This is a genomic window from Psychrobacter sp. S1-30-MNA-CIBAN-0213, from assembly GCF_040309845.1.
GTDB lineage: Bacteria > Pseudomonadota > Gammaproteobacteria > Pseudomonadales > Moraxellaceae > Psychrobacter.
Window position 1 is genome coordinate 23,193 of record NZ_JBEOPE010000002.1, and the last position, 15,424, is coordinate 38,616.

Here is a 15,424-nt window from a genome sequence, read left to right on the forward strand (position 1 = left end):
GAGCTTCAGCATAGCTTACGACATATATTTTTTTTAGTTCTAATAGCATCTGCTCATTCCATGTTCCATAGCGATATACCTTATATCGATACTCTCGTATAAATATTCTTTCACAACTTGTCTGGCATAAATAGCATTTAAATAAGCAATTCATCTAAATGCTATTTACATTATGAGTACCGATCTATTCAATCTACTACTATTTGTAATTGCTTATAGGCGTATAACTGTATCGATTAGCATGAGTTCAATTCTCATCTCTTGTATACATTGGTTACTATTCAACTTCATCAATAAAACTCAACTATTTGAACATCGACCGTTGCCCAAGGCATTCCCTCAAAATCAGGGTCATCTTTATATTTATTACTATCAGTAGGCATAGGAATTGGTTCGCCATCTTCTATCATGCCACTTATATGAAGCACAATAGCTTGTTTAGCATTTTTCAAAATATTTTCATCCTCATCACTAGCTGAATAGCAGCCCGCTGTATCTGGGATAATGATGCCATACGCAGTATCGTCATCACCTTGTTGGATTGCTATGGGATATTTCATCCTCCACTCCTAATAATCTTAAGTGTATGTATTGAAAAATAAACAAGTCAGATAGTCAACCCAGCCCGCTTTAAAATAGTCATGACTACCAACAACACTTACTTCGTACCAACCACCTTTCTCTATAGCTCTGATTAAATCACGACTTTTTATAAAAGTCTCTAGCTTACGGCAATACTTTTCTAATACTTAAAATAAAATTACGGGCTATCCTAAATAATTTTACTTATCTAGGACAGTCCCTAATATTAAAAAGAATTGCGACATGAAAGCCGCAATTCTAGTTTTCTAAATATAGACATTATAAAATACAGATACCGCTAATCAAGCTGATTATTTACTAAAGTTTTCCAATATTCTATTCCAATTGAGAGAATATCGTCATTAAAATCATAGAGCGGATTGTGCAGTGCGGTACCGCCACACTCGCCCTCCCCATTACCAATTAAAATGTAGCAGCCATCAACTTCGCGTAGCATAAATGAGAAGTCCTCACTAATGGTGTAACGCTCGCAACTGCCATCTACATTCTCAGCGCCAACTACTTTCTGGGCAGCACTTACTGCGTGGGCGGTCTGCTCTGGCGTATTAACTGTGGATAAATAGCTATTGTTAAAATTATACTCATATTCTACGCCTGCCGACATACATTGCCCTGCCACCACGCGCTCAATAGCTTTTTCAATTTTGTGCATTGCTGAATCGGTAAAGCTACGTGTGTCTCCGGTAATCGTTACCTTTGAGGGGATAACATTCACCGTGCCATTAGTCTCAAAGTTAGTCACTGAAATCACGGCGGTTTCATCAATAGCACTCAAATTGCGCGAGACGATGGTTTGCAGCGCGGTCACCACTTGCGCGCCCACGACAATCGGGTCAGTACCCATATGCGGTAGTGCGGCATGACCACCAGTGGCATTGATGATAATTTTAAAGCTGCTTTCACTGGCCATCAGTGCGTTTGGTCGCGTGACAAACTTGCCTTTGGCGACACCGGGGATATTGTGCATGCCATAGATAGCATCCATGTGCCAACGGGTGAATAAACCATCAGCAATCATCGCTTTAGCCCCAGTACCACGCTCTTCATCTGGCTGAAAAATAAAATACACGGTGCCATCAAAGCTTTTATTTTCTGCCAACACATGAGCTGCACCAAGTAGCATGGCGGTGTGACCGTCATGACCACAAGCGTGCATAACGCCTTCATTTTTGGAGACATAATCAAAAGTATTTTGTTCATGAATTTGTAAAGCATCCATATCAGCGCGCAGACCAATGGAACGCGTGCTAGTACCATTTTTCAAAATACCTACTACACCAGTGCCACCGATACCACGATGTACTTCTAGCCCAAACGTCTCAAGCTTATTAGCAACGAATTCTGCAGTTTTAAACTCTTTAGTGCTTAGCTCAGGATATTGATGGATGTGACGGCGCCATTCAGCGACTTTTTTTGCTAGAGTCATAATTTTCTCCTAATAACTTTAAAAAGGGCAGCACTGTCATGCTGCCCTAGGTTTATTTGTTCTAATAGTTACTATTATGTGAAGATCTCTGTATCTACTTTTTTTCAAATGCGCTTATTTCTGCTTCTAGGTCTTCAAGTACTTTAGCAGATCTTTCACTTTCATTTTTCTTGAAATAATCACGAACAGGAAGCGCTGCAGCTTTGAATTTCGCAGTCTGTTCATTAGATAGCTGCATCACTTTGACATTCTCAGCCAGTACTTTCCCAGCGTCTTCATTAGCTTTTTTCTGAAGTTCGAAAGCATAGTCATGCATTTCATCAATAGTTTCACTTAGAATAATTTGCAGATCTTCAGGAAGTGAATTAAAGTATTTGTCATTAAGGAAAACACCTTCAAGATACATAATATGATTAGACATGATTAAATAATCTTGAACTTCGTACCATTTCATATCTACTAAAGCACCAAGCGGGTTTTCTACTCCTGAAACCATATTTAGCTGCAAGCCGCTATAAACATCAGTGTATGAGACAGGCGTAGGATTGGCGTTGTATGCTTCGTAGTTTTTGACAATTAGAGGCGTATCCATGGTTCTAAAAGCCATTCCATCAAAATCAGAAGGACTTTGTATGTTCTTCTTAGTAAGCCATTGACTGCCTCCAAGAGGCCATAAGTCCATTAGTTTGAGGTTTTTTTCAGCATAAATAGCTGGTAGGTCAGTATTTGCAACCTTGCTCTCTGCCAAAAAATCATAAGCCTCTTTCACATCCGTTGGGAGCAAATAATGAAGGGCAAAAACCTGACCTTCAGGTACGATTGTTGCGACGTTACCAGGGCTCATGATGGCCATCTGAGTTGCTCCGGTTAAAAGATGATCAACTAAATCAACACCGACTCCCAACTGACCAACCTGAAATACTTCAAATTTCATTCTACCATTACTTTTTTCCTCAACACGTTTTGCTAGTTCTTTAGCATAAAGATCAGGTACAGTATCGGCGTATTCTTCATGAGTGACTTTAACCGTATAAACTTTATCTGGATCGTTTGTGGAGGCACTTTCATTAGAGCCACAACCAAACAACAATGGTAGCGACAAAGCAAGGGCGAGATATGACTTTATATTCTTCATTGCATTATATCCTTTAATTGCAAAAAAATTATTGAGCGAAGCTTCCTAAATACAACGATATACTAGGGAATGCCGAAACGAGCACACAGGCTATCAGTAGCATAGCGATATAAGGACCCTGGTTTTTTATTACTTTTAAGTAAGGTTGATCAAAGATAGCGCTACAGGTAAAAATGCTTGTACCAAAAGGCGGAGTCCCTGAGCCAATGGCTACCTGCAATGTTACTATGATGCCGAGATGAATAAGGTCTATACCAGCTGCAGAAGCAATTGGTACAAATATTGGAGTGAGAATTAGAATAACAACGATTGCTTCTACGAACATACATCCTATAAAAAAGAATATATTAACAACGAGTAGTATGGTAAGGATTGAAGGATCATTTCCTAAAAGTCCTTCAGCTATTAACTGAGGCACTCTAGCGTAAGAGATAATCCAAGAAAAAGCAGCGCCTACTGCAACAAGAATGAAAACCACAGTGGTAATAACGCCTGTTGATAGAGCTATATTATAAATTTCTTGAATTTTAATGCTTTTATAGAAGCCTACTTCTACAATGATTGCATAGAGTACAGCGGCGGCAGCGGCTTCAGTAGGACTAAATATTCCTGTATAAATACCTCCCATAATAATTAAGGGAAATCCGAAAGCGAGAAGACATTTTTTAGTTGCAACCCACCTTTGTTTATTCGATGCTTTTTTTAGACTTGGGATTTTTTTAACCTTTGCATAAAAAGCACTATAAATAGAAAACATAATTATAATTAGAATTGCAGGGCCTATGCCTGCAATAAATAGGTCACCAATAGAAGCACCACTAGCAACTCCGTAAACAATCATGCCTAAACTAGGAGGAATTAGGTATGCCAAATTACTAGCATTTATGATCAACGCCATAACTTCGCTGTCATCATAACCATTTTCAAGAAGTCTATTACGAACAGGACGTCCGACAGCCACCACCGTTGCCTGTGTTGATCCTGAAATAGATCCGAAAAGTGCACACGTAATAGCTGTCGTCGTTGCCATTCCACCAGGGAGGTGCCCTACATAACTTTCGACAAAATCAAGAAGCCGTTTTGAGGTCTGTCCCGTACACATAATGTCTGCGGCAAGCATAAACATTGGAATGGCTAACAGCACAGGGCTTTGTACACCAAGAACCATTTGTTGAACTGAAGTGAAAGTTTCAACATCAGGCATAAAAAAAATCATATAAAAGAGTGTTGAAAATAACATTGTCATCATCATGGGAAAACCCATAAGAAGCAGTACAATCATAACTACCAAGAGGCTAATTAACATCCTTAGGGCCTCCGCTCGTTTCTTCATCCACAGTATACAAATCGGGTTCCATCCCATCACCTCCATCTATTTTTTCTGTTCCAATATATAGTTCAGGCTCTTTTATATTTACAATAACGTTTAAAAAATATTGAATAGCACCTAAACCAAAACCGATAGGAACGACGAGCTGTATGATCCATGCTGGCAACTCAAGAGCTGAAGTTACTCTTCCTAACATTCTAGTATGCTGAATATATTCATATGCGATGTAACAGACGTATAAATAAGTGATGCAAGTTGCAATCGATATGATAATGATTAATACTTTTTGTGCTTTAAAGGGTACAGCGTCAAAAATTGCTGACATTCTAATATGTCGTCCCTTTCTAGCTGCGTAACCGATACCACTAAAGGTAACAAGAATGAGAAGCGTAGCGCCAATCTCATCTGCTGCAGGAATGCTATTAGAAAATACTTTCCTAGCTATGACGTTTGCAATCAAAGTAACTGCCATCAGTATGATACTGATGCCAAGAATCCATTCTGTTATCATCGAAACAAAATCATCGATTTTATTGAAGATACCCATTTAAACTCCTTTTAAATTTAAGATATCTATTGATAGTTAATATAAAATTAATACTCGGTTTACACTTAAAACTTAAAACAGCAACAAACGATCTTAATCATATAATTTGTAGCCTTATTCAGTGTCTATATATGTTCATAATTAGCTTGAGATTACTTCGGAATATCTAAGCTAATTATGATTTAACTATTTAGTAAACTTCCGTAGCCTGGGCAAATGGCTTTCTTTCCTGTGAGATGCATTGCGTGCCAGAACATTGCTGAGGTACTACACACAACTGGCATATCAAACATATCTTCAATTTCTTGAATGTGATCTAATACTCTTAGATTAGTACAAGACATAAACACCAAGTCAGCACCTGAGTCTGGCAACAACTGGTTTAGCGCCTCGAACATTGACTCTTTAGATACCAAAGTAATATCGGTATCTTTCTCTATGCCTAATGACCCTAATACAGAGACTTCGAACCCTGCCTGCGTTAGTTGTTGGTAAAGCGGAAAGTTTACCTCTGTTGTATAGGGTGAAAACACTGCTATTTTATTAGCACCAAGATGCTTAAATGCAGATTGGGCCGCTGTCCATGGGTTTGTTACTGGAATATTGCCTCGATTTTCGGTTAATAGTTTTGCAACTCTTTCTTCACCAATGATGATGGATGCTGAAGTGCAGCCGAATGCCATGACATCCATCGGTAGTCCCATTGCAATTAGCTTAGATGCATCACTAATCCCCGTTGCAATTTGATTAAGTGCTTTTGCGTTCATTTCACTGCTATAAAAAACTCGAGTACTAAATACTGCCGCTTGTGAACCAACCAATTTTGCCCAATCCATTTCCAATGAATGGTCTGTACTCAACTGTACAAGCCCTATATGAACTCTGTTCATTCTTTCTGCAGGAACGTAAGATAGAGGTGTTTCAAAATTTTTAAATTCGTCTATTGTTCTCATTTTACTAAACTCTTAATTAGAAATAAGTTTGCCATTAGAACACCTCTATTTTATTTAAAAACTTGGCATCTAATATTTCAAAACTTGTAAGGGCTTATTTAATAGTCAGATTTTGGTTAATCAGTTTCTATATCTTTTGTTATTTTTACTGCAACACTTTTAGAGGTAAGTGTAGATTCTTCTGCAAATTCAGCACGTAGCATTTTAAAGGTACTGGCAACACACAAGAAAAGTACGAACATCAACGGCAATGCAAATATCAAGCTAATACTTTGTAATAAATCAATACCTGTACTACTCATCATTAGCGTAAGTGCCATAGCTGATTGAGCGATTACCCAGATAATTTTCATCTTATTGCTGGGATTATCTGAACCTTCTTCACTCATGCTGGCTAGGGTGAAAGTAGAACTGTTAAGTGAGGTAATAAAGCAAGTAAATAGCGCGATAACCACACCTAGCGAGATAACCTTACCTAATGGAAAGTCTTCTAATACAATAAAGGTTGCCGCTTTTGAGGACGCTGCCGCTGCTTCTAATACCGCAGGCTCCGACTGAATACCTATAGTCCCAAAGAAGGCAACCCATAAGAAGATGCCAAGACAAGGTAGAATCATTGAACCCAAAACAAACTCGCGTATAGTACGTCCTTTAGAGACCCGCGCAATGAATGGACCTACAAAGGGTGCCCAAGCAATAGCCCAAGCGTAATAATAGATTGGCCAACCCCGAATCCAAGGTGCCTCTTCCTCTGCTGCGAATGTTGGTAGCATCAACGCATCTTTAAAAAAGTCATTGATATAGTTACCGATAGAATCAAAATAGACATTGATCATAGTCGTCGTTGGCCCGACAAATCCTACTAGTAGAATAAGAGCAATTAGCAGGTAGGCATTATAATCTGAGAGCAATTTAATGCCTTTTTCAAGACCGGTCGTGGTACATACAATAGTAATTAAAGCAATTACACCAACGAGTAAAAAGACGACCCAAGGCGCGTCAGGTGTACCAAAAAGGTAAGAAAAACTAACTCCTAAGGATAGTCCACTTTGACCAAGGGAAGTTGAAATACCAGCGATAGCACCAAAGACACAGATTATATTAACTATTTTTCCAAGCGAACCACTGGCTTTATCACGTCCCCAAGGAATGAGAATATTACTTATTAGACCGCTCTCTTTTTTGCGGTACATCAGATAACCGACAGCCAAACCAACCACTGAAAAAGCCGACCAAGCTTGAATACCTTGGTGAATAAAACTCTGCTTCATTGCAAATTCCGCGGCTTCTGCAGTTTGCGGAAGGATACCAGTGGTAGATAGCGGTTCCATATAATGATATACAGGCTCTGCCACACCCCAATAGAGCATGACCGTACCCATACCTGCTGAAAACAGCATACCTATCCAAGAAAACGTGCTAAATTCAGGTTTGGCATCATCAGCACCAAGTTTAATATCACCATACTTACTAAAAGCAAGATAAAACATCGACATGACAAAAAGAAATGAGCCTGCCATATATATCCAACCGAAAGTATCGGTCAGATAAGTCATAGTACCAATGCCTACTGTGTACAATTTATCTGGAAATAATATCCCTGCTGCTACTACTAAAACAATAAAGCTCATGGTGCTAAAAAATATTAATCGACCTTGTTTAGGTTCCGCAGTTTTTGTTGATATATCTGACATAACAGCTACTCCTGCGGATTATTTAATAATGATAAGCTCAGGCTCAGCGCGCACACTTAACCACTCTGCACCGTCTTCTGTAATCACGATATTCTCTTCGTGCACCATAGATTTTCCCGGCGCATACACCATGCCAGGCTCAAGTGTCATTATCATGCCCGCTTTGAGGACAGAATTATCAGTTGCGGTAATGGATGGCCGTTCTGTCAGCTCAATACCTAGGCCGTGACCCAGACGGCCAACATCATTCCCTAATGCGCCATTAGCCTCTAATACACCCCACATTGCATTATATATATCCGTAGTGGTTGCACCGGGACGTGCAGCTTCAAAGCCTTTGGTTGTGGCTTCATATGTAGCACGATAAGCCGCTTTAGTTTGCTCGCTTGCATGCCCAAAAGCCCAGTTACGATCAAAGTCAGAGAAGTAACCATCACGAGCTGCGCCAGTATCAATAATTAATACATCACCATCTTCAATGGCTCGATCTGTCGGGCCCATAATGATACTGTCATAGCCATCATACCCAGAACCTGCAATGATATATGGACATTCATCTGCACCTTCTTGCAACATATCGATACGTAGCTGTTTACAGATTTCACGCTCCGTCATACCGACACGAGCATAACTGGGCAGTTTATTAAAACCGAAATTGGTAATTCGACAGACTTCACGCGTTTTTTCAATCTCAGCCTGAGATTTAATTTGGCGCAGCTCATGTACCGCTAAAGAGATGTCAACAAACTCTTTATTTACTTTTTCAGTAAGCTGTAGGTAGTTGTTAATCGGCATACGTAAGTGCGATTCGATACCTAGCGTCGCCCCCACACGACCATAGCGATTCGGTAGCATATTTAGGGTATCAGCAACGAGGCTAATGCCATCGTCTTCTGGTCGTGGCGATGGCCAAGTGATGATGTCATCAACCCAAGTCTCCGCCATACCACTGGCACCGATTTCAGGTACAACTGCGATTGGCTTGCCTTCTACGGGTATAACTATAAACCAAGGTCGCGTTGGACTCTTCCAAAACTGGGTATGAAACCCTGTGAAATAACGTACGTTTGGTTCAGTGGTAAAAAACATCGCGTCCAATTTCATATTGTGCATAACTTTCTGTGCACGGGCAGTTCTTTCTTCAAATTCAGACTGCTCAAAACCACGTTGTAGATAGTTAATCATGGTGACATCTTCCTTGTTATCACAGTAGGGTACATGACCAAAAGCCACATAAGTGAACTATAGGCCTTACGGTTTTCGTTATTTAGATAAAAATTACCTGAATAAAATATTGCTTCTTAATAGTTAAATATAGTATCCGTTATAAGAGTGTAAAATAATTGATATATTGTTACTTTATGTAAATAAGTAGTCACAGACCTTTTGTATCAACGATTTATCTATACATAAAAATTACTTTAACTTATTAAAAGTAGCTAATTATTATTACATTTAGTGAACTTTACAGTTGCGTTGATTCAAAACTTATGGTCTTATAGTGACGCAAAGTTAATTTCTAGCTTGCGTTTTTATTTTATGAAGACCAATATAAGCAACATACTTGGTTAACAATAGTGATTCAAAAGTGAAAAAAACAATATTTAAGGCACTAAACGCAGAATTTACCGATGAAGATGCAAAGTTCTTAGAAACTTACTTTCGACTTGCTGACACAATCGCTGACTTAATAGGTCCTCATTGCGAAATAGTGATTCATTCATTTGCAAGCTTTGAGAAATCAGTCGTTAAAATAGTCAATGGTCACCATACTGGTCGTACTGTCTATTCACCTATTACAGATGTAGGGTTAAAGATGCTCAGCCAGTTCAAGAAAACAGGCGAAGTAGCACCAAAAAGTTATTTTACTACCAGTAAAGATGGCGCTTTGCTCAAATCAACTACTTGTGTATTAGCGGGTCAAGATGGTAAACCAATTGGATTGTTCTGCATAAATATGAATTTATCCTGCCCTTTTCCAGAAATTATTCAAACGTTAATGCCGGATATGGCAGGTTTACATGCTGGCGTTAATGAAAACTTTAGTTCATCTGCAACAGATATAATTGAACAAGCACTTAATAACGCAATTTTGGAAATTGACAATGACTCATCGGTTAACCAGAAAGGTAGAAACAAAGCTATAACTAAAGTTTTACTTGAAAATGAAATATTTGAATTTAAAGAAGCAACAGCAATGGTTTCTGAGCATTTAGGAATCACTCGCCATGCAATCTATAAATATATCCGAGAATTTAAATCCTAATAACCAACAAAAGGAATTGGTAATGAAAAAAACAATCCATACAGATGCAGCACCAGCAGCAATTGGACCATACTCTCAAGGTATGGCATTTAAAGAGCTAGTCTTTACCTCAGGACAATTACCACTAGATCCTAAAACAATGGAGTTTGTGGAAGGTGGAATCATAGAGCAAGCACGCCAGTCTCTAGCCAATTTAAAAGCGATACTTGAAGCAAGTGGTGCCTCTTTAGACTCAGTACTGAAAACAACATGTCTGCTTTCTGATATGGAAAACTTCTCTGCGTTTAATGATGTTTATACTGAAGTATTCGGTACTAATGCCGCGCCGAGTCGTACCTGTTTTGAAGCAGCACGTTTGCCAAAAAATGCACTGGTAGAAATAGAAGCAATTGCTTTTATTCGATAATCTATAAGTCGATATTGCTACCGCAGTATCATTTCTCCTCTTTATCTCTAAGAGAACATTATGCTGAAAATATCTGAAAACCATTTTTATACAGGTCAAAACTCGTCCCTTTTTAATGCAGAATCAGCTAAAAAAATACGTAAATTTCACTGTCAGATTGATGGTTATAAACCGACGCCTCTAGTCTCATTACCAATGTTGGCGAAAAAACTTGGTGTAAAATCAATCCTAGTTAAGGATGAATCTCATCGTTTTGGACTCAACGCATTCAAAGTTCTAGGTGGCTCCTATGCTTTAGGAAGTTTGTTAGCTGAATATATTGACATTGATATTACAGAAATTGATTTAAAAACAGTATCTTCTAAATTAGACAAGCCTCTAGTATTTGCGACAGCAACAGCTGGTAATCATGGCACTGGAGTAGCGTGGGCTGCTCGTGAAATGGGACAAAGAGCTGTTGTCTATATGCCGAAGGGATCATCACCAGTAAGTGTCGAGCGTATTCGAGGATTAGGTGCAGAATGTATCGTAACCGATATAAATTATGATGATACAGTCCGCCTAGCAAATAAAACAGCCGAAGAAAATGGCTGGATTTTAGTGCAGGATACCGCTTGGAAAGGCTATGAGAAAATACCGACCTGGATCGCCCAAGGCTACATGACCATGGCAGATGAAGCTATTGAACAAGCATCTGAAATGTCTGAAGGAATGCCAACTCATGTAATACTACAAGCAGGTGTTGGTTCGATGGCTGGTGGTGTACTGGGCTATCTTGCAGACAAGCTTGGTGCAGACAACTTTGAAACCATTATTGCAGAACCTGCAGCAGCTGACTGTATTTATCGCTCCGGTACCAGTGCGCAAGGTGAAATCGTTAATGTAACGGGTGAACTAAACAGTATCATGGCAGGGCTTGCTTGCGGTGAACCAAATCCAGTCACTTGGCAGATTTTAAAAGATTGCAGTAATTACTTTGCTTCTGTTGATGACAACGTAACTGCCACTGGTATGCGAGTACTGGGTAATCCTTTACAAGATGATCCTCGAGTTATTAGTGGAGAATCTGGCGCAATTACACTTGGTGTGCTTTACAAGCTTTGTAGCGACCCCTCAAATCATGATCTACTTGAAAAGTTAGGTTTGGATCAAGACTCCGTAGTCTTAGTATTTAGCTCTGAAGGAGATACTAATCCAAATAGATATAGAGATATTGTTTGGGATGCTAAGTATTAGATTTTATTAGTGCTCATTCCTACTTAAAACGAATTTAGATTTTTAAGTCTAAGCAAGTTTTGCCTCAAGTATTCGTTTACTTGAGGTTTTTTTGTGTCTGATAGGTTTTACATAAAGTATAGATTTACATATACTTTATGTTTTGATTTTTCTTTATATACTTTACGATATCCAATATTTATTAATGAAATCGTGCTCACTATTTAGAAAACTACTAATCAATAGCTCACTTAATAACATACTTATAACCTTTAAGTTTCTTCAAACCTTTTTATTGAACTTGCCCTGCCCCATTAATTGGACACAATATATGGATGTTATGAAGTGCGACACAGACTTTAAGTTAGCGGTAATAGGCCGCTACTATCAGCAAGGTTGTGAAGAGGTAGCAACCGTTTGTTACTATTAAAAGACATATCGAAATGGGTGAACCAGTATCAATCGAGTAGTATGCTTATAAGCCATATTTTCAATCTCTCACACACTAACCTAACGTTTCTGTTTCTTAACTAGTTAAATCATTAACTATCAACAAAAGATGCATCACATAGCTGATCAAAGCAGAAGAAAGACTTCCTTTATTATTCTGTTTAAGTTGACTAATCACAGTTAGCACATAGTCATTATAACTATCTAAGCTTGTAACCTCACCTTCAAAACTAGGCATGTCCTTTTCAAACTCTTGAATTTTTTTAGCTTAGCCGTATCATTTGCAACCGATCGATTAACCTTTTTGACAACCCTCTCTCGGATGCATCGAAAACTGTCAATCAATTTTTGGATATTTTTGGTGGTAAGGCGATTTAGAAAGAAATAGAGCACATAATATAGAAAACCCAGTTTGAGACGATTTCCCAATGCTATGCTTACTTAGACGATGTTATATGTGAGTACTGCAATTATCCTTGTCTGATTGAAGTACCTGTATATGTGAGCATAATTTTTGGCAGACAGATAAGTATTAATCATAAAAAAGCCAGACAGCTTAGTTGTCTGGCTTTTCTTGTACATCATCTATTAAAAACAGTCCAAAGCCTCTATGCCACTACAGACTCTAACGCTTACGTCCTGTAAAGCACCTTAACCACATGCCAGCCAAATTTGGTTTTCACTAAATGTGGGGTAAATAGTTCGCCGTTGAAGCAGACTTTATCAAATGCTGGTACCATGTCGCCTTGTTTAAACTCACCTAAGCTGCCGCCTTTTTTACCTGATGGGCAGGTTGAGTGTTTCTTAGCCAGCACATCAAACTGGGCGCCTTTTTTAAGCTTGGCAATAATGTCGTCAGCCAGTTCTTTGTGTTTTACTAAAATATGTAATGCGCTAGCTGTACGAGCCATAATGTAAACCCTTCATAAAATATCGATTATCGGAGCATTATATCACTACTTACCTTGGTTGCTAAACTCACTTGTACGCTCTACTTCATAAAAAGTCATTATCTACACAGGCGCTACTCTTTGGATGAGAATCGATATCTTTTGAGTATCGCTGCCACTACACCATAGGCTTTATAATGCTGATGTGATTCATTACTTCAAAGTGAAACGTCCCGATATTGTCGGAGACTCAATATGCTGAGAGAATACGACAACCTCCATTCGCTGTATTTTGTCAGTTAGATAATGTCTGCATGGCTATATCTAGCTGCTTTGCAGTCGCTGAAACATTACCTTTGTTATCTGCTATCTATTCGATGATTTCAGCTTTGAAAGCTGCACTGTAGCGTTGCTTTTTCTTGGTCATGATAAATTCCTCATAGAGTCGTTAGTTTACCAATTTTAGTTGTACGGTTTCTTCAGCATAGCTCAATCCTCTTTCAGATGTATCAGAGACTGTCAGTCGATTTTTAGATGGTGTAGTTGGTAAAAAGTAGTGTAAACCGCCCCATTATGATCGTATTCTCTTAGAAGCTTGAGTCTCCCACAATCCCGGGGCGGTTCATATATTTTGATAGCTTATATAGTGAATATCAGCTTAAAGATTTGCTTATGAACTACTATAACTATTATCATATAAATGCTGGATTTTGAAAACAAAAAGACAATAACCTAAATCGGAGTAAATAATGATTACCCATGTACCTGATGTGACTTTCAAAACTCGTGTTCGTGATGAATCTATCGAAGGAGACAACCCATTCAAATGGCATGACCTAACCACAGATGAGTTATTTGCCAATAAAAAAGTGGTTGTGTTCTCATTACCAGGTGCCTTTACGCCAACATGTTCGACCAGCCATCTACCTCGCTATGAAGAGCTTTACAATGAGTTTAAGGCGTTAGGCGTAGATGAAATCGTTTGCATTTCTGTCAATGATGCGTTCGTCATGTACCAATGGGGCCTAAAGCAAAACCGTGAAAACGTTTTTTTGCTTCCCGATGGTAATGGTGAGTTCACCCGTAAAATGGGTATGCTTGTTGATAAGAGTAATCTTGGCTTTGGTATGCGCTCATGGCGTTATTCGATGTATGTCGACAATAAAGTCATCAAAAAAGTGTTTAAGGAACCTGATTTTGGCGACAACTGCCCAATAGACCCATTTGAAGTATCAGATGCAGACACTATGTTAGAGTACTTGAAAAGTAATGCTTAACCACATTGACGCTTGACTGTTGTTATTAAGTGTTATCAGGCATCGATAGATGCTCTAATACTATCAAACTGCCGAACTGCGTAGCCCTTAAATGTAGCCCTTAAATATAAGGGCTACATAGTTTTTTTATGGTTTTTAAAAGAATGGCCTCTCAAACTCTTGATCAGCCCTTAGAAGAGTAAGTTGTAAGTATAGATAAACTGTAAATATAGAAGAGAATCATCTGATATTATTACATCTGTAATAGGCGGCCAACCAGTATATAGGTTACCATTGCTTTTAAGACACCATACATAACCACAAACACGCATTAACGCTGAGGCAAAATTTATGGCAAAATTAGAATCAAACATCGAATTAGAAGCCGCTGCATTTCGTCGCTTATTAGCTCACTTAGACGAGCGCAAAGATGTACAAAACATCGATCTTATGAACCTTGCAGACTTTTGTCGTAACTGTTTATCCAAATGGTATAAAGCGGCTGGTGAAGAGCGTGGTATCGAAATCGACTATGAAGATGCGCGCGAACTTGTTTATGGTATGCCTTATTCTGAGTGGAAAGAGAAGTATCAACAAAAAGCCACACCGGAGCAATTAGCACGCTTTAATGAAATTGAAACTGCCAAGAACGAGACTAATAAAGAATAACAAGAGTTGCCCGCACTCCATGAGCTATGCTTAGATCAAACCATAAAAGGCACTACTAAAAGACTGAGATAGAAAGTAAACGTTGCCGCTAACTTAGCGGCTTTCTAAAGACTTGAGCATACTATTAAAAACTATCATGCCTTGTTTCTGCATTTTGCGATCAAACAAACCTCCGATCAGTGGCACAACCAGTCGGCCTTCAGACACCCAAGTCACGTGTGTGGTTCCATCCCCTAAATCTTTTAAATCAATAATGCCCTTGTAGTGTTCCATTTTTATAGGCTTGGCTTTTTCGATTTGATATTGCATATGAATAGGACGCTCAAACGCAGTAATTCGCTCCCATACTTTAAAGGCTCCGGTTTGTACCGTTCGTAAAGCGCCAGTGCCATTGCGCTCTTCATCACCTTCAGTCAACAACTCAGCAACACCTACAGATTTAAATAACGCATAACTGGCATGGTCACTTAGTGCTTCAAATACCTCGTCAATCGGTTTTTTGACAATACGTTCTACTTTTATTTTAAACATAATATTATCTCGTCAAGGTTAAAGTTCTCTAGCTTATTGCCATTTCAAAAATG

15 protein-coding genes and 1 pseudogene are annotated in these 15,424 nt (G+C 38.8%); 5 read left to right on the forward strand and 11 right to left on the reverse strand.

Annotation, left to right across the window (positions count from 1 at the left end; all coding sequences use genetic code 11):
* Nucleotides 1-290: 290 nt before the first annotated feature.
* From AAEY87_RS01920 to AAEY87_RS01955, 8 genes are all read right to left on the reverse strand, one after another.
* Nucleotides 291-560 (reverse strand): type II toxin-antitoxin system HicB family antitoxin, encoded by a 270-nt coding sequence (locus AAEY87_RS01920; RefSeq protein ID WP_350655726.1) that lies wholly within the window; start codon nt 558-560, stop codon nt 291-293.
* A gap of 320 nt (nt 561-880) precedes the next feature.
* Entirely contained in the window at nt 881-2,029 is a 1,149-nt protein-coding gene (locus AAEY87_RS01925; protein ID WP_068326983.1) for a M20 aminoacylase family protein, read from the reverse strand.
* A gap of 94 nt (nt 2,030-2,123) precedes the next feature.
* Nucleotides 2,124-3,164, reverse strand: a complete 1,041-nt coding sequence (dctP, locus tag AAEY87_RS01930) for a TRAP transporter substrate-binding protein DctP (RefSeq protein ID WP_350655727.1) — start codon at nt 3,162-3,164, stop codon at nt 2,124-2,126.
* 28 nt (nt 3,165-3,192) lie between these two features.
* The gene (locus AAEY87_RS01935) at nt 3,193-4,536 is read right to left on the reverse strand and encodes a TRAP transporter large permease (protein ID WP_350655728.1); all 1,344 of its coding nucleotides are present in this window, start codon (nt 4,534-4,536) and stop codon (nt 3,193-3,195) included.
* Complete coding sequence (locus tag AAEY87_RS01940; RefSeq protein ID WP_068326974.1) at nt 4,460-5,041, reverse strand: TRAP transporter small permease; 582 nt, start codon at nt 5,039-5,041, stop codon at nt 4,460-4,462. The genes AAEY87_RS01935 and AAEY87_RS01940 overlap by 77 nt, the downstream gene beginning before the upstream one ends.
* Nucleotides 5,042-5,223: 182 nt before the next feature.
* On the reverse strand, nt 5,224-5,901 hold the full coding sequence (locus AAEY87_RS01945; RefSeq protein WP_203226579.1) for a maleate cis-trans isomerase family protein: 678 nt from the start codon (nt 5,899-5,901) through the stop codon (nt 5,224-5,226).
* A 209-nt stretch (nt 5,902-6,110) separates the two neighbouring features.
* Nucleotides 6,111-7,688, reverse strand: a complete 1,578-nt coding sequence (locus AAEY87_RS01950; RefSeq protein ID WP_068326968.1) for a BCCT family transporter — start codon at nt 7,686-7,688, stop codon at nt 6,111-6,113.
* 18 nt (nt 7,689-7,706) lie between these two features.
* Nucleotides 7,707-8,873, reverse strand: a complete 1,167-nt coding sequence (locus tag AAEY87_RS01955; protein WP_350655729.1) for a M24 family metallopeptidase — start codon at nt 8,871-8,873, stop codon at nt 7,707-7,709.
* A gap of 379 nt (nt 8,874-9,252) precedes the next feature.
* Here AAEY87_RS01955 and AAEY87_RS01960 point away from each other — a divergent pair, with 379 nt between their 5' ends.
* From AAEY87_RS01960 to dpaL, 3 genes are read left to right on the forward strand one after another with little or no spacing between them, the layout of a single operon-like run.
* Complete coding sequence (locus tag AAEY87_RS01960) at nt 9,253-9,954, forward strand: helix-turn-helix transcriptional regulator (RefSeq protein WP_203226578.1); 702 nt, start codon at nt 9,253-9,255, stop codon at nt 9,952-9,954.
* Nucleotides 9,955-9,976: 22 nt separating this feature from the next.
* The gene (locus tag AAEY87_RS01965; RefSeq protein ID WP_350655730.1) at nt 9,977-10,360 is read left to right on the forward strand and encodes a RidA family protein; all 384 of its coding nucleotides are present in this window, start codon (nt 9,977-9,979) and stop codon (nt 10,358-10,360) included.
* Nucleotides 10,361-10,420: 60 nt separating this feature from the next.
* Nucleotides 10,421-11,596, forward strand: coding sequence for a diaminopropionate ammonia-lyase (dpaL, locus tag AAEY87_RS01970; RefSeq protein ID WP_350655731.1), 1,176 nt, complete (start codon nt 10,421-10,423; stop codon nt 11,594-11,596).
* Nucleotides 11,597-12,657: 1,061 nt separating this feature from the next.
* Here dpaL and ppiC read toward each other — a convergent pair.
* The gene (ppiC, locus tag AAEY87_RS01975) at nt 12,658-12,936 is read right to left on the reverse strand and encodes a peptidylprolyl isomerase PpiC (protein WP_350655732.1); all 279 of its coding nucleotides are present in this window, start codon (nt 12,934-12,936) and stop codon (nt 12,658-12,660) included.
* Between the two features lie 277 nt (nt 12,937-13,213).
* Nucleotides 13,214-13,342: pseudogene (locus tag AAEY87_RS01980) on the reverse strand (transposase); the annotation flags it as partial.
* 322 nt (nt 13,343-13,664) lie between these two features.
* Here AAEY87_RS01980 and AAEY87_RS01985 point away from each other — a divergent pair.
* Nucleotides 13,665-14,192, forward strand: a complete 528-nt coding sequence (locus tag AAEY87_RS01985; RefSeq protein WP_350655733.1) for a peroxiredoxin — start codon at nt 13,665-13,667, stop codon at nt 14,190-14,192.
* Between the two features lie 330 nt (nt 14,193-14,522).
* Nucleotides 14,523-14,840, forward strand: a complete 318-nt coding sequence (locus AAEY87_RS01990; protein WP_350655734.1) for a DUF1244 domain-containing protein — start codon at nt 14,523-14,525, stop codon at nt 14,838-14,840.
* A 93-nt stretch (nt 14,841-14,933) separates the two neighbouring features.
* On the opposite strand, the gene AAEY87_RS01995 is transcribed toward AAEY87_RS01990, so the two are convergent.
* A complete protein-coding gene (locus tag AAEY87_RS01995; RefSeq protein WP_350655735.1) occupies nt 14,934-15,371 on the reverse strand; it encodes an SRPBCC family protein in 438 nt (145 codons plus the stop codon).
* Between the last annotated feature and the right edge of the window lie 53 nt (nt 15,372-15,424).